Genomic DNA, 17,644 nt, shown 5'->3' on the forward strand with positions numbered 1-17,644 from the left:
TGGAGCTATGCTCGAAAGTGGTGTACGGGCGCGTTACAACTGGCTTGAATGAGGTGGCGTACTGTTGCTACAAAGGGTTTCCGACTCAAAGAGCAACATAAGGAGTACGCCGTGGAAAAGAATACCGTAATAGCAGGTGGGATGGGAGAGTTGGGTCTGGGCATTGAAGGGATACTTCGACGCGCGGCACGCTCTCTGATTGAGCAGGCCATAGAGGCAGAGGTGGCGGTATTGCTGGAAGAATTTGCGACGGTGCGGATGGTTGATGGGCGTCAGGCGGTCGTGCGTAATGGGCATCTGCCGGAGCGCGAGATCATGACCGCTCTGGGTCCGGTACCCGTCAAAGTACCCAAGGTGCGGGACCGCTCAGGATCGGGGATCAAATTCAATTCGGTACTGGCGCCTCCGTATGTACGCAAATCACGAACAGTAGCCGCTACAGTACCTTGGCTCTATCTGCATGGGGTGTCTTCCGGCCACATGCAGGAAGCCCTTTCCATTTTGCTGGGTGATGAGGCCAAGGGACTTTCACCTGCGGTGTTGGGACGTCTCAAGGCGGAGTGGGCGCAAGAGTATGCCCATTGGCAACACCGCTCCCTACAGGGAAAGCGCTATGCTTACTGGTGGGTAGACGGTATTTATACGAACCTCCGTGCGGAGGAGGATCCGCGTATCTGCCTGCTGGTGATTATCGGCGTGACGGCAGAGGGCAAGAAAGAGCTGGTCAGTGTCAGTGACGGCCTGCGCGAATCCAAAGCTTCCTGGCTGGAGATTCTGCGTGACCTGCAGGCGCGCGGTCTGGAGGCGGCCCCTTTGCTCGCCATTGGGGATGGTGCCATGGGGTTTTGGGCCGCACTGGATGAAGCCTATCCCGAAACTGGTCAGCAACGCTGCTGGGTGCATAAGACCGCCAACATTCTCAACGAACTTCCCAAAGCCCAACAGAGCAAAGCCAAGGCAGCGTTGCAGGAAATCTGGATGGCCGCCAATCGCCAGGCTGCGGAAAAAGCACTGGACGTGTTTGTGCGCAATTACCAGGCAAAGTATCCCAAGGCCGTGGCTAAACTGGAAAAAGATCGGGCTGAATTGCTCGCTTTCTATGATTTTCCAGCCGAACACTGGCGGCATATCCGGACCACCAATGCCATTGAGTCCACCTTCGCTACGGTACGCCACCGGACTACCCGGACGAAGAACTGTGTATCACGCAGCAGCTTTCTGGGATTGGGTTTCAAGATGCTGCAGCAGGCTGAAAAACGCTGGATTGGGATTTATGCTCCAGAGAAAGTCCTGCAGCTTTTTGCAGGGGTGAAATTTATCGATGGCTTACCGGCTAACCTCACCCTGCCGGATGATCAACAGACCGCCGCCTGATCTATGTCAGAAAATGCTCATACACCAGATTTGACTATAGCTCGGGTGGCTGCCAACACCATTTCATCCAGCAGCATACGCAAAAGTGCAAAAACCTCATCAGGGTCTTGCGCATCCGTAGTCGTCAGGCGCAAGCGAAGATCACCATGTCGCAAGTAGGGCGGCATTTTAAGAATGTCTCGCTCATCCAAAGACAGCTTATTAAGGGCTACGACGACAACGGCCCGATTCAGATAAGGCAGGATCTTGTCCAGATAGAGGTGAATTACAGCGATGGGATTAGGACGTTTGGCGTCCACCAGGACAACCAGCCCGTCGGTATTTTTGCCTAGAATTTCCCACATAAACTGAAACCGTTCCTGCCCGGGAATGGCGTATATATGCAAGCGATAATCAGTTTTTGGGCAGGTAATCACCCCATAATCCATAGCCACCGTGGTAGTTTTTTTCTTTTCCGAAGGCAGCGCATCTGAGTACTTGGCATCCGTACTCAGCATGTTTTCACCGAAAATGGATTGTAGGGCGGTCGTTTTACCAGAACCAACATGCCCCGCAATAATAACCTTTTTTTCTATGGGAGCGTCATTCATAAATTCATGATTCCATTCGCGACATCAATCAGTTAAAACTAATTTTTTTGCAATATACTACAAGCATAATCATTCGTATAGCCTACCAAGGCCTGGCGTTAATCAGCGCCTTAGTGGCAACTTTGCTTTTTACCTGCTTTATCTCGGTAAATTTGTCCGTTAACCGTATATTATGGCTTGCTAATAGCCTGCCCTACATAACGCCCCATCCAGTGTTCTATTTGCTGAACTTCCTGAAGATGCCCATAGAGGCCAATGCGTGCTGAAAATTTGGTCACTGCAGCACCCTTGGATGTGAGATTAATAAGAACAGCATTACCCTCAGAATCATAGCCATGGACTTCCACGGTGGTCGGGCTGATTTGTTTAGCTCCGGTAAATTGCATGCCTGCCTGGGGCAAGGCCTTTTCTGCAGCCGCCGTGACCACCGCCAGTGAAGCCGGATAATACGTATAATAAGGCACCGGATTGACTTGCGGGGCCCAATTGGCCGTACAACCGCTCAGCCCCAGAGCCAAGACCACAGACACCGTCGCAAGGCGTGACGAAAAAGACATAAATTTCCTCCAAAAACAGCAGACATTAATCAGAATGATCGTTTGATGTACAATATACCCGAAATTTCCGGGGAACAATGCTCTATCTGCCATGCCTCGCTTTTCACCACACTTCTGCTGTAGGCACTTGGCTACAGTGGCATAACCCTGTAATTTTGTCCCATAATGCTGGCTTGGCCTATTATGATTAAACGCTTAGAGGAGCTGAACACTCATGAAAACTGCTAAATGGTTGATAGCTGCTGCTTTCCCGTTGATACTGGCGGGCTGTGCAAATAATCCTTATGCCAGCAATGGTACGACGGCCAATACAGCCGGTGGTTCCCTGCTCGGTGCCGTAGCTGGCGCGGTCATTGGCAACCAGACCGGTTCACCTCTGGCGGGTGCTGCGATCGGCGCAGGTCTGGGGGGATTGGCAGGTTATGGCCTTTCCAAGCAGCAGGAACAAGCCCCGGCCCCGCAACCCGGGTATTACGCAGCTCCCCAGGGCAGTGTCCCCTGTCCGGCAGGTTATGTGTGCAATCCAACAGCACCCCAGTATCAACAGCCTCCGGCCTGCCCAGCGGGTTACACCTGCACACCGCGCTAGACTTATGTCTGTAGCACCGATGAATAATCCGTCCGCAATGCCCGCCATAGAACATATCGGCGGGCATCTTGAGGGTGGAAAAACCCTCGACAAGTACCCTCTCGCCCTGCCGGGCATCATTCTCAGTTCGGGCGAGGGCAGCATTCGCAGTTATCAGTTTCATCCGCAGGAAGAGGGCGTTCCTGTCACGCCACTCATTTGCCAAAGCATGGAGCCGCTACCGAGCGGAACCGATGCAGATTTGCTGGTCCGGCAGGGACACATTGTGGCGGTACGTCTGGCTGATGCCAATATTGCCTTGCATCCGGAAATTTTGCGGAAATCGGCCATTCGCGAAGTATTGCAGCGCGAATGGCTACTTTCGGTATTTCTTTTTGGTCCAGTTGCCGGAGTGTTTCTGGTCAACCTGATTTTTGGGATGCCCACATTTTTATGGTGGACAGCGTTGGGGGTCCTGATATTTTCCTGTCTGATCATGGGAATTCTGATCAGAAACGATTTACGTAAATTGCAAAACTGGGTGGACGAATTACATAAGCTAGCCAAAGAGCAGGGCACTTAGTTTCCACCGCCCTCCGACCAGATTTCCGCCTGTGCTGTGGTAATATCCGGCGCCCGCAGACGGCACACCGATTTGCCGCACCATTCCGGACCAATATCCAGTTGTTCCAACGCATGCTCCATGGTTACCCGGAATACCGGGGCCGCCTCGACCCCCCCGAAATTCCAGAATTTATCGCTGTCGCGCAGAGTTACCGCCATCACCAGTTGCGGATCACGTCCCGGGGCAAAGCCCACAAAAGTCGCGTTGGTGCGATGATGAAAAAAACCATCCTTGCCGTTGGCTAAATCTGCCGTACCGGTTTTGCCTGCTACTGCATAACCGGGAATCGCCGCAAGAATACCAGTGCCATTGGGCTCTGCCACACTGCGTAACCAGCGTCGCAAGTCGTTGGCTACCCAAAAAGGCATGACCCGACGTTTGACTAACGGCTCCCCTTTTACCAGCACGGGACGAATATGATAGCCCCCGTTGGCGATGGCCGCATAAGCATCTGCCAATTGCAGGGTAGTCACAGATATTCCATAACCAATGGAAATTGTCGCGTGACGTGCTTTTCCCCAACCTTCCCAGGCGGGCAAAACGCCTGAAGTCGTCCCTGGTAAAGCGACTTGGGGAACATCGCCAAAACCCACCGCCCGATACATGGCATATATATCTCGACGCGGCGTCTTCAGGGCTATTTTGGCGGTGCCAATACAACTGGAATACTTGAGAATGTGCTCAATATTCAAAATGTGATGGGTAACGTCATCGGTAATCGGATACCCCCCCACCCAGAGGGGATGAGACACGTTGAAACGGGCCGTTGGGCGCACACTATGCGTAGCCAGTGCGGCGGCAATGGCAAAAGGTTTAATGACCGATCCCGGCTCAAAAGCCTGATGGACGGCGTTATCCACATAATCCATGGGATTGCTGCAACTCCCGATATTATTGGGATTGCAACTGGGAACACTGGCCATCGCGAGCACCTGTCCGGTACGCACATCCATGACTACCGCCGAACCGTTACTTGCCCCGAAATGACGCTGGGCAGCCAGCAAAGTCATATAGGCCCAATACTGGATTTGTGGATTGATGGTGAGCTGCAGGGCATGTCCGGCGCGAGGAAGGCGCAAAATTTTATCGACATGGACAATCTGTCCGTGACCATCTTCCAGAACCTTTTCTTTGCCGGGGTAAGCCGCCAACCACTGATTGTAGCCCAGCTCCAGTCCGGTCCCTCCCTGATGCTGGAGGTTGACCATACCTAACAGGGGGGCAGTGACGGCACCCAGCGGATAATAACTGCGGCTGGTGTTTTGCACATAAATACCCGGAACCTGCAGTGCATCCAGCTTTTTTCCCAATGCGGGGGGAATCTGCCGGAGAATATAGGCATAATCTGCCCCACCCCCGGCAACCCTTTCGGCAAAACTGGCAGGACTCAGATGTAATACCTGAGCAATGGCGCCCCAATGGTTTTGATGTTTATCCAGAATGGCCGGGTCAGCCCAGATGGTGACGGCTTTGACATTGACCGCTAACGGTTCACCATTTCGGGCGGTGATTACGCCACGCTCACTGGGCAGCGGTAAGGTCCGCAAATAACGCATGCGCCCCTGAGATCTTAAGGTTTGGTGCTCCAATAGCTGCAAACGCAAATCCCGGGCAAGTACGGCTGCAAAACCGAGCAGAAGAATAATAATCAACCAGCGCGCCCGACCAGAGGGTAATATTTTAACGGAAGTCTCAGCCATGACCGGGGCACTGTCTGCTGGTAAAAGTATTCATAGTGAACTCTGATGGAGTTTTAACATGAATCAGACGGCGGTACCGATAAAAAGTTCCGGGAATACGGCAGGATTTGAAATACTGTTCTATATGAACATGAGAAAAGCTTGGCAACCCAATGCCAAACTTGAACTTTCTGAAGACTCTGCCCTAGAATGGCGGAAACGACACTATTGAGGTCATGCATTTTCATGCGCTTGAAACAGGCATTCCCGTTTTTCCGATTGGGGACTTTTACCCTAGCTGTTGCGGCCCTGGCTGGCTGTGCCAGCATGCCCGGCCAGATGCATGCTTCTTCAGGCAACGGCTATGGATCCGCCTTGGCCAGTTCCGCCTATTCAACCGGGCAGTCCTGTTACGCTCCGTCTCCTGACCTGAATGCTGCCTATAATCAGCCCTATGAAATTGACGGACAGTGGTATCACCCGATGCACAACGCCTCGGGATTTTCTGAAAACGGTGTCGCCTCTTGGTATGATCGTCAATCTTCCAGCGACACAACCGCCATGGGCACGGCCTTCCATGCCCGGCAACTGTCCGCCGCGAGTCGCACCTTACCCCTGCCTTCCTGCGTGCGGGTGACCAATCTTGAAAATGGTCGCAGCATCGTGGTACTGGTAGATGATCGAGGACCCTTCGTAGACAGTCGTATTATGGATTTGTCGGCGGGTGCCGCCAATGCTCTGGGAATGCTCAATCAGGGGACTTCCCGGGTACATATCCAGGTAGTCCCCAGCGCTCTCAGTCCCAATGTCCCGACCCCGCAGATTGTCCAGGTCGCGCAAAGGCCAACGCCGCAAGCTCCAGTACCACAATCTGTAGCGCCAGAACGGGTGATTCCTCGGGCTACTCCCCAGGCTATACCCTTGCCCGCTTACACGCCTCCCGCAAATGCCCGGAAAAATCTGACGGCAGTCGTCAATCAGGCTTTCGCCAGCAACAACCCGGCAGTCCAGACAATGCCCACGCAGGTAGTACCGCCAATGCCAGCGCAGTCTGCGCCACTGCCCTCTGCGCCGCCGACGGCCCATGTTCTGCGCAGCTGGCACAGAAGCCCGCAAGTCGAGCAGGTATATCTGGAAACGGCCCAGGCGATGGGTATGCAAAGTGCACTACGTGAGCGCAGCAAACTTCAGGACTTTGGCATCAGCACCGCCAAGCTGGTCCGCGCAGCATCCAGCAGCCCAGCCGGTCTTTACAAAATCAAAATCGGACCCATGGCACCGACAGCTGCTCCCGAAGATTACGCATCCAGCCTGGAGCGCTTGCGGCTAGGCACTTTTGTGGTCAGCGAACAGGCGGGTTAGAGGCGTCAGCCCGTACCCGGTTCAGGGGCGGCAAGCGGCGCTCCCCCAGAATAGCCCAAACGATCAGTACCACCCAGGCAATGCCGGACCAGCCCAAGACGATATTGAGGACCAACACCCAGAGGAAATGCTCATGATGACGAGCAGCGGCAATTACGCTCGGCACGAAGTAAATCAGCAAACCGAGAACCGCCGCCAGTAACCAGACCACAAAATGAATAAACAAGGCGGCGATGCCCAGACCAATCAGCGCCAGCAGCACAATGCCGATACCCAGAAATGCGCTCATGCTTCTGCTCCTTCCGTTTTCGCGGCAAACAATTTGTTGATAATGATGTCTCCCTGCATTTCCTCGCCACTTAAGGTCATGGCCAGCAGTTCTCCGCCCAGCACATCGGGCGAAATAATCAGATCTGCACCAATCTGACGTAATCGTTCAAGATTTTTGGCATCCTGAACAGCCGCAACGGTTTTTCCGGGAGCATTCAATTCCTTGGCGGCCAGAATGATAAAAGCATTTTCACTATCAATCACCCGCAGGGCCAGAATACCCAGGGCACACTCAGCACCCGCCCGCCGCAAAACCTCCAGATCTGTCGCATCACCCACCATTAAATCTTCATTGGCCATCCATTGGTTTTCAGGGGGAGCAGGGACCAGAACCAGCGTCCGTAAATGGCGGGCGCGCAACGCCCGATAGGTATTTTGAGCAAGCATATTGTCGCCAATAATCAAATAATGATTACGATAATGGCGTTTCTCACCACCCATGAGCAGGCGCTGCATCCGACCATTAAGTAACGGCACAATCACTGCAGATATAGAGGTGGCAAAAACCGTAATACCCAGAATGATAATGGAAATTACAAAAAAGCGGGCATCAGTACTTTTGGGAACAATATCGCCATAACCCACTGTCGACATGGTGACCACGGCAAAATACAGGGCACTGATCAGATTGGTAATGGGTGGTGAAAAACCGGCACCAAGAACATAACTGCCCAATACCGCATAACTCATCAACAACAAGATGGAGATGACTGCGAAAAGTGTACCTGCCGCCACACTGGAGTGTGCAAAATGTCGGCGGAACAACAGCAAAGCAATGAGAATGACGGCATTGAAAATGGTGAATCCGCTCCAATCCAACCCGTAATGGTGGAGCAGCATGGCCAACATGGCCCCCGCCAATATCAGCGTAATCGCCCAGGAAAAACGTGAGCGGAACAGCAAACCAAAAGCCATTAACAAGAGGACGATGCCGAGTACGGCTTCGGGCACGGTGCCAAGCGCTGAAAGCAAAGGAGCCTGAGTCAGGCTGGTAGAAGGTGCTAATTCAGCAAGCTCCGGGAAAATGTGCAGCATATCGGGAAGCGCGTTGAGAATAGCGAGAGCCCCCAGCAAACCCACAGCCAATGCCATGGGAATATGGGGAAACCAGTGATCCAGATATAAAACCGCACGCGCCTTGGCCGCAAATCGAAATAACCTCTGGCGCAAAGACAGGCGCATTACATCAGGAATTCGAATCATGGCAGTTCCTCAGGCTCTATTCTTACTTATTCAGTTAATGGCGTTGCAGCAACACTAACCCTACAGACATAATCAACGCAATAAAAAGCCCGACAGGTCTTTAATTAGTGAACGAATAGATGAGGCGTTGAACCGGCTTTACGCACAGGGTGACGCAAAGCCGCAAATATTGCTTGATCAGGCACTGTGCTCGTTTTCATCTGGATCAGCTGGGCCAAAAGTAGTCCGCATACCCGCATACATGGCAACAACCCACAAAGCGCCCAGAACAATAAAAGTAGCATAAAACATGATAGTGATTCCTTCTTGGATAAGCTGGTAGTCAAGTATATCAGTAGACCGTAATCATCGGGAACAGTTCAAAGAGATCAACCAAAGGTCTGGGCGGGGTTCACGACAATATTGGTGAAATCCCGCAATTTCATTTTGGGACGCAAGTCACTCAAAATAGCCGCCTTGGCTACCGGCAGCGCCTGCCAGGCATTGTTCCCACCGTCTTCTACCACTGCTGCCACCGCAATTTGCGGATGATGGAGCGGCGCCCAACCGATGAAAAGTGAGTCATCATTATAAATCGTGCGGCCCTCGTGATAACCGATGGGCACTTCGGCTGTTCCGGTTTTACCGGCCATGGACAAACCCGGTGTTGCCATACTTTTGCAGGTTCCCCGGGTTACACAGGCTGCCACCCCCTTGCGCACGGCCCGTAGAGCAAAGGCAGGAATATGCAGATTCTTGGCGGGCGGTGTCGCTAAAGGCTGCCGCACTCCGGTTTCCGGATTAATGAGTGCGCTCACCACATGCAAAGAGGGTAAATATCCGCCATTGGCGATGGCTGACACGGCACGCACCAATTGCAGTGGCGTCACCAGCAAGTAGCCTTGTCCAATACCCAGAATCACCGAATCACCGGTGTACCAGGGCTGATGAAAATGCGCTTCTTTCCAACGTGGCGTCGGCACAAAACCGTTGGCGCTACCGGGAGTATCAATGGGCGCAGGGTGACCAAAGCCAAAACGCCAGAGAGCCGCATCCTGACGCTGAATACCCATTTTGATAGCCAGCTTATAAAAAAATACGTCTACCGACCAGGCCAGCGCCTTGGTCAAACCGGTTTCACCGAAGCCCGAGCGATACCAGTCCCAGTAAACATGACCACCCAGACGGATATAACCGGGGCAGTAGGTGTGGAAATGGGGCGAAATAACATGATCCTGCAGCGCCTCAATGGAATAAAAGGGCTTGATGCAGGAGCCAGGAGGATAAAGCCCTTGCGCTACCCGATTCAACAGGGGGCGCCCCTTGTCCTGCAGCAGACTCTGCCAGTGGACCTCGCTGATGCCATTTACAAACCAGTTGGCATTGAAGCTGGGATTACTGTAGCTGGCGATCACTGCACCATTATTGGGATTAACGGCCACCAGCGCACCACGAAAATGATTGCGGCGCATTACCCTTGCGACGGCACGCTGCACCCGCAGGCGCAAACTGGTCAGGAGATTATCACCCGGCGTCGGCGCAATATTCCGCAAATTGGCCACAGGTACGCCCAAAGCATTTACATCCTTGATCTGATATCCGAATTTTCCACGCAATTCACGTTCAAACGCATACTCCAGACCGTTTTCTCCAATAAACCGGCGATAAATGTATTTTTGCGGATCAAAACCTTTCAGATTTCGGGCACTGACCGGTCCGACATAACCGACTACCGAGGTAAACAGGGTTTTGTAGGGATAATAGCGGTGCCACTGTGCGGCCACTTGCACCCCTGGAAACTGCATATCGCGCACCGAAAATGCAGCTATTTGTTGGGCATTCATGCGGTGCAGAAGAATTCTGGGGATATAAGGTGGTTTGTCATCCAGGGTCCGCAGTAAATGCGCAATATTTTTTTTCGGAACAGGAAGCAGTTGATCAATGTGCTTCAGGGTCGCATGCAGATGTTCTGTTTCGTCCGGAATAATTTCCAGCACATAACGCGGATGATTGGCAGCTAAAATCTGGCCATGACTGGCAAGAATCAGTCCTCGCGCCGGAGCAACCGGGACAATGGCCGTATGATTGGCCTGAGCCATTTGCCGGAAGCGTTGATAATGCAGCACCTCCAGATCGACCAGACGCCAGACCAGATACACAAACGCCAGCAGCAGCAAGGTAATAGCCAAAGCCAAACGACCCCGGAAGCGACCGGCTCTTACGGCGTTCGGACTCATAAAAACCTGCCTGTAATAACTATGAAATGAGGGAACAACAACGGCGTAAAGGCCTCTGCTAACAAAGTTTATGGCTATGCTGAGAGGTCATGATAGCGGGTAAAGTTCCCCAAGCCTCACACATTACTGTTGAGCTGCCGGGAACTTCCCGCGAAAAGCAGACGTCTTAAGACGCGTGTACAGCACCGTGACCATGACTTGAAGATGCCGCTAATGACCCGTAATCATTCCTGTAGTTGTTCGTTGGAACTCAGCTCTGTTCCATGCTGATGACTGACGTCCTGGAAATACTGCTTATTTTGGCAGGCATCGCCCTCTTCACTTATCCAGCCAGCATTCTGGTGGAGAAGATATTGCGTCATTGGGACAAAAATCATCCTGAAAAAAATTAGGAGCCTACGTTTATGCCTTTACGTTCATTCAGTTTTCAGCCACGACAGATACTTGTCGCCGTAATAGCCGCAACGGCGGGTTTTGGACTCGGTGCGGCAGGATGGGCTTTTGCTGCAGATAGTCAGACTAGCTCACCCGCCACAATGGCTAAACCTGCCCCGGCAACAACAAACACCATGCCGCAAAAACTGGTGGATCTTCCCGATTTCACACCCATTGTCAATAAATATGGGAATGCCATCGTTAAAATTGATGACTCCGACACTAAAATCGTTCGGGGAGGGGCAGGAAATGCTACCGATCCGTTCCCCAGAAACTCGCCTTTCTACCAGTTCTTCCAAGGCTTTTCCGGAGCCAACCCGCCCCAGAAAGAAAAAATGGAGGCCCTCGGCTCAGGATTTATTATTTCCCACAATGGTTATATTGTGACGGCAGGGCATGTGGTGCGAGGTATGCATCATATTATTGTGACATTGACCAACCATCATGCTTACCCGGCCAAGGTGGTGGGTTTATCCGTTCGCTATGATACGGCGCTGCTGAAAATCAATGCCCACAACCTGCCCACGGTAGAACTGGGCAATTCCCGTAACCTTAAAGTAGGCCAGTGGTTGCTGGCGATTGGCATGCCTTTTGGCTTTTACAATACGGTCACCCAGGGTGTAGTCAGTGCCTTGAATCGCCCGCTGCCCCATGATGATGAATATATTCCTTTCATTCAGAGTGATGTGCCCATCAACCCCGGCAACTCGGGTGGGCCTATTTTCAACATGGAAGGCCAGGTCGTCGGTATTAATGATCAGATATATACCAACGATGGTGGCTACATGGGTCTTTCCTTCAGCATTCCCATCAATACGGCGATGCGTGCAGTACATGCTTTCGAAGAACACAAAAAGCTTCGCTTTGGCTGGCTTGGAGTGGACGTTCAGGAAGTGAATCCGCAAATGGCCAAGGCCCTCCATCTGAAAGAACCGGTCGGGGCACTGGTTGCCTCGGTCAGCCCCCATGAAGCAGCCGCCAGGGCAGGCCTGAAGCCGGGTGACGTTATTGTGACCTACAACCACGAGGCCGTTTATAGCGTCGGACAACTGCCCCCCCTCGTCGGTGACACCCCTCCGGGAACCACGGTACCCATGGGTATTTTGCATAACGGTAAACCGGAAACCCTGCAGGTTACCATTGGCACCATGCCCGCCAAAATGCGCCATGTTGAAGCCGAAAAAACGGCAGATATCCGCCGTCTCGGGCTGCGCGTCACCACCCTCGGTCAGGCCGCACAAAAGCGTCTGGGCATTCATCACGGAGTGGAAATTGAAAGCATTTATCCCGGCCCCGCCGCGCAAATGGGATTGACCGATGGGATGGTCATTCAGCAAATTGACCAGCAGGAAGTGAACAGCCCGGAACAACTGCAGCAAATTGTCCGGAAATTGCCGGCTCACACCCCGATTCCATTGCTGGTTCGCCAGGGTCATCAAAGCCTCTACGTGGTGATCACACTCCCTGCACACTAAAAATTAACCATCGTATAAGGAAGTCGCATGCGCCACAAAAAGTACCTGCAGCACAAATCCCGTTTCATTTTGCTTGCTGCCTTCGCCACCCTGATGACGGGTGGCACCGCCTTTGCGGGTACCAACCTGTTGATGCCCCCCCCACCACCCATACCAGATGCCAAAAGCTATGTGCTGATGGATTTCCAAACAGGCCAGATTATTGCGGAAAAAGATGCCAACCTGCAGTTACCCCCCGCCAGCCTGACCAAATTGATGACGGCTTATCTGACTTACGGCGCTCTGGCCAACGGAACCCTGCACTGGCATCAGCGCATTCATGTCAGCCGGGTAGCCTGGCACACGGGCGGGTCGAGCATGTTCATTCAGCCCAACCTCCCCGTTACCGTTGATCAACTGATGCACGGACTGATTATTGACTCCGGCAACGACGCGGCGGTGGCACTGGCCCAGGCCGTGGCAGGCAGTCGCGCCAGTTTTGTAGATGAAATGAATGCCACGGCGACCAAACTGGGCTTACCCGGTGCACATTATGGTGACGTGGATGGGCTTCCGACCCCGGATCTGCATCTTTCCGCCCTGGATATTGCGATGATTTCCCGGGACCTGATTGCCAAATACCCCCAGGTCATCAACATTTCCAAAATAAAATATTATCGCTACAACAACATCAAGCAACGCAGCTGGAATCCGGCCCTTTTCGGACATCCCGACATTGACGGCCTGAAAACCGGACACACCAACGCTGCCGGACACTGCATGGATACCACTGCAGTACGCAATGGCCGTCGCCTGATTGCCGTAGTCATGGGCGCTCCCAACTGGCCCAGCGGGGTCAACGATGTCGTAGCCCTGCTGGATTATGGTTACCGCTTCACCACCGATCACACCGTGACCAAAGCCGGAAGCATGGTGGGCACCTACAGTGACACCAGCCTCGACCCCGACAAACTCCCCGTCACCGTCGCCCGAAGCCTGAACGTCATGATTCCCACCGGTGCTGAAAAAGATCTGAAAACCCAGGTGACTTACCAGAAAATTGGCAGCATGGGTATTGCCAAAGGCCAGAAGCTTGGTGAGATGACCGTGTCATTGAACGGCAAAGTCCTGGGAAAAACCGATCTGGTTGCGGCCGATGCCGCCAAACCGGCAGGCACCTTTGGCAGTTTGTGGAACCGCGTCAAACAATCCTTATAGAACAAACCAGGAGCCTTCCATGCAATGGCCTATTCGTCGTATCGCCCTGCTCATGGCACTAAGCGCCCTACCACTGAGCGCCAGCGCCCTCACCGTCAACATCAGCAAGGCCGTCAGCAGTTCGGCGCCCGTGGCGGTTCCATCTTTTGGTTCCGGACCAGCAGGTCAGCCGGATATTGCCAGCATTGTGCGCTACGACTTGCAACACAGTGGCTATTTTTCGGTCATCAACCCCGCGCTTTATCCGGACGACCCGCATTCCGCCGCCACCATCAACGTCGCCCAATGGGAAAAAACCGGGGCATTGGCCATGGTAGTCGGTAAAGTGCATCCAACCAGCAGCGGCTATGTGGTCGATGCAGATGCCGTCAGTCTGATCACCCACAAAATGTTGGCCGGACGGCGCTACGTCAGTGATGCAGAAGGCTATCACATGGTCGGTCAGGAAGTAGCCGATCTGCTTTATCAGCAGATCACCGGTGAACCAGGTCCTTTTGCCAGCCATATTGCCTATGTGAATCAGCAGGGAAGCCACTACGATCTGGACGTTGCCCAGTCCGATGGCTGGAATCCGCACAGCATTTTACGGGGTAAAATTCCGATTATTTCTCCGGCATGGTCCCCCCGGGGTCGACAACTGGCCTATGTGACCTACCGGCATCGGCACTCGGTGATCTACATTCAGAATCTCGCCAGTGGTCAGCGTCATCAGGTTCCCGATCAGGGCACGGCGCTCAGCGCCCCGGCCTTTTCGCCCAATGGTCAGTATCTGGCCTTCGCCAAGGTCTGGGAGCGCGGCCGCACCGAATTGGTGCGGGAAAATCTGCAAACTGGTCATGAACAGGTACTGACCCGCACCGGAACCGTCAACACCAGCCCCAGCTGGTCACCCGGTGGCCATCATCTGGTTTTTGTGTCCAACCGTCAGGGCAGCGCCCAGATTTATCAGATGCGGACGAATGGCAGCCACATTCAGCGCCTGAGCTATTCCGGAGGCTACAATGTCTCGCCCTCTTACGCCCCGGATGGTCGTTGGATTGCTTTTGTGCATGCCTATCGTGGCGTGCTTTCCCTGGCGGAAATGCGGCCCGATGGCAGTGGCGTGCAGATGCTGTATGACGGTGGCAACTGCGAGCATCCCAGCTTTGCCCGTGATGGTCGCATGATTGTTTTTGCCACCCATCGTGGTGGTCAGAAGGTATTGGGTGAAGTAGCCATCAACGGCAAAGGCCTGCATTTTTTGCCTATTGCCGGGCAGACTAATGAACCGGCCTGGGCTCCGCGCTGAGCCCCTGCGGCTTCACGCGCGGTTCCAGAGGCCAATGGTAGATGGCAGTAATCACGCACTGCGCCGCTTCGTAATGCTGCGGATTGATCAGCACGTTCAGAGTCCCGGACGGCAGCACACGGGACCCGCGTAGCAGCGCAGGCTGACTGCCAGCAAACCAACAAACTTTCGGATCTCGAAAAGTCCCTGTACCTGCAGCAGAAAGCGCGGCGGAGGAATTTTTGATGAAGTACTTGACCGATGTCTTGGGTATCGTTATATATGATCGTATATATCCAAAAAGGAGAACACCCACAATGAAACCACGCAACACCGCTGTTTACCTCATCGCTGCCACTACCCTGATGACCCTGCCGGTCATCGCCAGTGCTCAGGACTTTCGCGTCGCCTATGCCGGCTCCATGGGTGCCGTCATGGATTTGCACCTGGGGCCGGCCTTTGCCAAAGCGCACAAGGTCAATTATCAAGGAGAAGGACAAGGGGCCTATGGTCTGGCACATCTCATCGCCGGACACAAACTGCGCACCGATGTGTTTGTCTCCATCACTCCCGGACCCATTGAAGTCCTCATGAGAGCCGGTCTGGTCAAGGAAGCCTATCCCGTAGCCAGCACCGCCATGTGCATTGCATATAGTCCCAACAGCCCCTATGCCAAGGATTTTGAAAAGGCGGCTGCGGGTAAAATGCCCTGGTACAAGGTATTGCAAATGCCGGGCGTGCGTTTTGGCCGTACCGACCCCAAAACCGACCCGCAGGGACAGAACATTGTTTTCACCTTCATGCTGGCAGAAAAGTATTATCACCAGCCGGATCTGGTCAAAAACATTCTCGGCCCGGTCGAGAACCAGCAGCAGATTTTCACCGAAGCCTCCCTGCTGGCGCGACTCAAAAGTGGTCAGATGGCGGCTTCTTCGGGTTACTTAAGCGCCGTAAAATCCCTGCATCTGCCCTACATTACCCTGCCCGATCAAATCAATCTCAGCGATCCGGCCATGTCCAAGGACTGGTACAGCAAGGTCCATTTCACCCTGAATGTGGATGGCAAAACCAAAACCGTCCACACCCAGCCGCTGGTGTTTTATGCGGCAGTGCCCAGCGACGCACCTGATCCCAAACTGGGCATGGCGTTCATCCATTTCATGACCAGCCCCCAGGGCCAGGCCATGTTCAAGGAAACCGGATACAGCGAACCCAAAGGCCCCGTCCTGAAGTAAGTTTTTTCTGCGCCTGTTCGTTTCCTGATGCGGGCCGGACATAGTTCATGTCCGGCTTGCTGCATTACCAACAGCTCATGGATTGATTGTCTGTTTCGTCACCGCTTTCGCTGCTCTTGAGTGCCATTCGCTATATATCAAAAAACCTATCGCATTTAACCATCGTTCTATTTGGAGTTCTTTCATGAAAAAAATGCTCGTAACGGCCATGACTGCCGCCAGCATACTGAGCTGCGTCCATGCTCAGGCTGAAACCCTGGGCCAGTTTTTTGCAAAAAGCAAAATCGACGGACAAATTCGCTCTTACTACTTCAGCCGTCTGTACGGCACAGCGGATACGCCCAACGCCTATGCTTACTCTCTGGCAGGACGCATCAATGTTTTAACCGCTCCTTTTTTATCGGGATTCCGGGTAGGAGTCAGTTTTTATACGGCCAACGCCATGGGTACCCTCGCCAGCAATCCTGACCGGGTCGATAAGACCCTGATGGGCGATAGTCCCTCCGTCAACGCGCTTGGACAAGCCTACCTGGAATATCAGGATCACTGGATCACCGCCAAGGTCGGCAATCAACTGGTCGATACTCCCTGGCTGAATCGGGTGGGTGGCCGCGTCATTCCCGTCACCTATCAGGGTGTTACCCTGGAGGCTCATCCCGTCAGTGGGCTGACCCTGAGCGCCCTGCGGATTTTCCGCTGGAAGGACCGTACTACTGACCAGTTCTACCGGGACAATCTCTATTACCCTGGCCACTATGATGGTGACTCTCTCTATGGTGGACCCAACGTCCTGCCCGCCGACACTCCGGCCAGCAACGGGGTACTCGCCTTTGGTGCCGGATACCACTGGCTCACAGCCAAAACTGATGCCTGGTTTTATCAGTTTGATCAATTTGCCAACATGTTCTACTGGAGCGGCCACTACGCCCTGCCGACATCCTTCGTCCTCAAACCCTTTGTAGACGCCCAGTTCACACGGGAATGGGGTGCCGGAGAAGCCTTTGCCAGCACTGGAACCACTCTGTTTGGTCAATCCGGACAAGGCGTCAACAGTACCAACTGGGGAATCAAAACCGGCGTCAGCTTTCCCCACGGAAGTTTATGGTGGGGCTATGATGCTACCGAATTACACGCTCACGCCCTCGGTGGTGGAGCCATTATCTCTCCCTACACCGTCGGCTATACGGCGGACCCACTGTATGTGGACAGCATGATTCAGGGTCTGGTGGGTGTCGGCCCCGGACATGGCTGGCGGGTCCGCGCCGCTTACTGGGTTTTGCCCAAAGAGGTACAACTCACCGCCGGCTATTCGCAGTTCACCACTTACTTTTCCGGCAACAGCAACTGGACCCACTTCAACGTCAGCTATTTTCCGCAGGGCATGTTCAAAGGGCTGTGCTTGCGGGATCAGGTGGAGGTCGGCAATGGCGGCGTGCAGGGCTTATTCCCCGGCTCCCCTCAGCACTCCTTCGTTTATAATCGGGTGATGTTTACCTATAAATTTTAACGGCGATATAGTCACCGCTTGGGA

16 protein-coding genes are annotated in these 17,644 nt (G+C 53.5%); 10 read left to right on the forward strand and 6 right to left on the reverse strand.

What is annotated here, in order from left to right:
• Positions 1-141: 141 nt before the first annotated feature.
• The gene (locus tag GCD22_RS16370) at positions 142-1,374 is read left to right on the forward strand and encodes an IS256 family transposase (RefSeq protein ID WP_306670500.1); all 1,233 of its coding nucleotides are present in this window, start codon (positions 142-144) and stop codon (positions 1,372-1,374) included.
• Between the two features lie 17 nt (positions 1,375-1,391).
• Here GCD22_RS16370 and GCD22_RS16375 read toward each other — a convergent pair whose 3' ends face one another.
• A complete protein-coding gene (locus GCD22_RS16375) occupies positions 1,392-1,964 on the reverse strand; it encodes a GTP-binding protein (protein ID WP_031576039.1) in 573 nt (190 codons plus the stop codon).
• Between the two features lie 170 nt (positions 1,965-2,134).
• Positions 2,135-2,521, reverse strand: coding sequence for a hypothetical protein (locus GCD22_RS16380; RefSeq protein ID WP_031576036.1), 387 nt, complete (start codon positions 2,519-2,521; stop codon positions 2,135-2,137).
• 214 nt (positions 2,522-2,735) lie between these two features.
• Here GCD22_RS16380 and GCD22_RS16385 point away from each other — a divergent pair, with 214 nt between their 5' ends.
• Together GCD22_RS16385 and GCD22_RS16390 are read left to right on the forward strand one after the other, a co-directional pair.
• Entirely contained in the window at positions 2,736-3,110 is a 375-nt protein-coding gene (locus tag GCD22_RS16385) for a YMGG-like glycine zipper-containing protein (protein WP_010639269.1), read from the forward strand.
• Between the two features lie 19 nt (positions 3,111-3,129).
• Complete coding sequence (locus GCD22_RS16390; protein WP_153940865.1) at positions 3,130-3,672, forward strand: hypothetical protein; 543 nt, start codon at positions 3,130-3,132, stop codon at positions 3,670-3,672.
• Here GCD22_RS16390 and GCD22_RS16395 read toward each other — a convergent pair.
• A complete protein-coding gene (locus GCD22_RS16395) occupies positions 3,669-5,414 on the reverse strand; it encodes a peptidoglycan D,D-transpeptidase FtsI family protein (protein ID WP_024893105.1) in 1,746 nt (581 codons plus the stop codon). The two genes, GCD22_RS16390 and GCD22_RS16395, sit on opposite strands and share 4 nt — an antisense overlap.
• Before the next feature lie 225 nt (positions 5,415-5,639).
• Here GCD22_RS16395 and GCD22_RS16400 point away from each other — a divergent pair, with 225 nt between their 5' ends.
• Positions 5,640-6,755, forward strand: coding sequence for a septal ring lytic transglycosylase RlpA family protein (locus GCD22_RS16400; RefSeq protein WP_031576031.1), 1,116 nt, complete (start codon positions 5,640-5,642; stop codon positions 6,753-6,755).
• Here the strand turns inward: GCD22_RS16400 and GCD22_RS16405 are convergent.
• The 3 genes from GCD22_RS16405 to mrdA all read right to left on the reverse strand — a co-directional run bounded on the left by GCD22_RS16405 (position 6,736) and on the right by mrdA (position 10,504).
• A complete protein-coding gene (locus GCD22_RS16405) occupies positions 6,736-7,044 on the reverse strand; it encodes a superinfection immunity protein (RefSeq protein ID WP_024893103.1) in 309 nt (102 codons plus the stop codon). The genes GCD22_RS16400 and GCD22_RS16405 overlap by 20 nt on opposite strands.
• Positions 7,041-8,288 carry a voltage-gated potassium channel protein gene (kch, locus tag GCD22_RS16410; RefSeq protein WP_031576029.1) on the reverse strand — a complete coding sequence of 416 codons (1,248 nt, stop codon included), beginning with the start codon at positions 8,286-8,288 and terminating at the stop codon, positions 7,041-7,043. Before kch ends, GCD22_RS16405 begins: the two co-directional genes overlap by 4 nt.
• Before the next feature lie 368 nt (positions 8,289-8,656).
• Entirely contained in the window at positions 8,657-10,504 is a 1,848-nt protein-coding gene (gene mrdA / locus GCD22_RS16415; RefSeq protein ID WP_153940866.1) for a penicillin-binding protein 2, read from the reverse strand.
• A gap of 263 nt (positions 10,505-10,767) precedes the next feature.
• Between mrdA and GCD22_RS18800 the strand changes: the two genes are divergently transcribed.
• The 6 genes from GCD22_RS18800 (at position 10,768) to GCD22_RS16440 (ending at position 17,620) form a co-directional block, all read left to right on the forward strand.
• Positions 10,768-10,896: a hypothetical protein gene (locus GCD22_RS18800; RefSeq protein ID WP_254892802.1), complete on the forward strand. Its 129-nt coding sequence runs from the start codon at positions 10,768-10,770 to the stop codon at positions 10,894-10,896.
• A 12-nt stretch (positions 10,897-10,908) separates the two neighbouring features.
• Positions 10,909-12,414: a Do family serine endopeptidase gene (locus GCD22_RS16420; RefSeq protein WP_031576023.1), complete on the forward strand. Its 1,506-nt coding sequence runs from the start codon at positions 10,909-10,911 to the stop codon at positions 12,412-12,414.
• A gap of 27 nt (positions 12,415-12,441) precedes the next feature.
• Positions 12,442-13,611, forward strand: coding sequence for a D-alanyl-D-alanine carboxypeptidase family protein (locus GCD22_RS16425; RefSeq protein WP_081577634.1), 1,170 nt, complete (start codon positions 12,442-12,444; stop codon positions 13,609-13,611).
• Between the two features lie 19 nt (positions 13,612-13,630).
• Complete coding sequence (gene tolB / locus GCD22_RS16430) at positions 13,631-14,899, forward strand: Tol-Pal system beta propeller repeat protein TolB (RefSeq protein WP_031576011.1); 1,269 nt, start codon at positions 13,631-13,633, stop codon at positions 14,897-14,899.
• A gap of 296 nt (positions 14,900-15,195) precedes the next feature.
• Positions 15,196-16,113: an extracellular solute-binding protein gene (locus tag GCD22_RS16435; RefSeq protein ID WP_031576007.1), complete on the forward strand. Its 918-nt coding sequence runs from the start codon at positions 15,196-15,198 to the stop codon at positions 16,111-16,113.
• Positions 16,114-16,297: 184 nt separating this feature from the next.
• The gene (locus GCD22_RS16440) at positions 16,298-17,620 is read left to right on the forward strand and encodes an OprD family outer membrane porin (protein WP_031576005.1); all 1,323 of its coding nucleotides are present in this window, start codon (positions 16,298-16,300) and stop codon (positions 17,618-17,620) included.
• Positions 17,621-17,644 lie beyond the last annotated feature (24 nt).

This window comes from Acidithiobacillus thiooxidans ATCC 19377 (genome assembly GCF_009662475.1).
In the GTDB taxonomy this organism is placed as follows: Bacteria; Pseudomonadota; Gammaproteobacteria; order Acidithiobacillales; family Acidithiobacillaceae; genus Acidithiobacillus; species Acidithiobacillus thiooxidans.

Bases quoted from the DNA above. Each gene is read 5' to 3' on its own strand.
- GCD22_RS16370 (WP_306670500.1), top strand. From the start codon at position 142: ATGGGAGAGTTGGGTCTGGGCATTGAAGGGATACTTCGACGCGCGGCA.
- GCD22_RS16375 (WP_031576039.1), bottom strand. From the start codon at position 1,964: ATGAATGACGCTCCCATAGAAAAAAAGGTTATTATTGCGGGGCATGTT.
- GCD22_RS16380 (WP_031576036.1), bottom strand. From the start codon at position 2,521: ATGTCTTTTTCGTCACGCCTTGCGACGGTGTCTGTGGTCTTGGCTCTG.
- GCD22_RS16385 (WP_010639269.1), top strand. From the start codon at position 2,736: ATGAAAACTGCTAAATGGTTGATAGCTGCTGCTTTCCCGTTGATACTG.
- GCD22_RS16390 (WP_153940865.1), top strand. From the start codon at position 3,130: ATGAATAATCCGTCCGCAATGCCCGCCATAGAACATATCGGCGGGCAT.
- GCD22_RS16395 (WP_024893105.1), bottom strand. From the start codon at position 5,414: ATGGCTGAGACTTCCGTTAAAATATTACCCTCTGGTCGGGCGCGCTGG.
- GCD22_RS16400 (WP_031576031.1), top strand. From the start codon at position 5,640: ATGCGCTTGAAACAGGCATTCCCGTTTTTCCGATTGGGGACTTTTACC.
- GCD22_RS16405 (WP_024893103.1), bottom strand. From the start codon at position 7,044: ATGAGCGCATTTCTGGGTATCGGCATTGTGCTGCTGGCGCTGATTGGT.
- kch (WP_031576029.1), bottom strand. From the start codon at position 8,288: ATGATTCGAATTCCTGATGTAATGCGCCTGTCTTTGCGCCAGAGGTTA.
- mrdA (WP_153940866.1), bottom strand. From the start codon at position 10,504: ATGAGTCCGAACGCCGTAAGAGCCGGTCGCTTCCGGGGTCGTTTGGCT.
- GCD22_RS18800 (WP_254892802.1), top strand. From the start codon at position 10,768: ATGCTGATGACTGACGTCCTGGAAATACTGCTTATTTTGGCAGGCATC.
- GCD22_RS16420 (WP_031576023.1), top strand. From the start codon at position 10,909: ATGCCTTTACGTTCATTCAGTTTTCAGCCACGACAGATACTTGTCGCC.
- GCD22_RS16425 (WP_081577634.1), top strand. From the start codon at position 12,442: ATGCGCCACAAAAAGTACCTGCAGCACAAATCCCGTTTCATTTTGCTT.
- tolB (WP_031576011.1), top strand. From the start codon at position 13,631: ATGCAATGGCCTATTCGTCGTATCGCCCTGCTCATGGCACTAAGCGCC.
- GCD22_RS16435 (WP_031576007.1), top strand. From the start codon at position 15,196: ATGAAACCACGCAACACCGCTGTTTACCTCATCGCTGCCACTACCCTG.
- GCD22_RS16440 (WP_031576005.1), top strand. From the start codon at position 16,298: ATGAAAAAAATGCTCGTAACGGCCATGACTGCCGCCAGCATACTGAGC.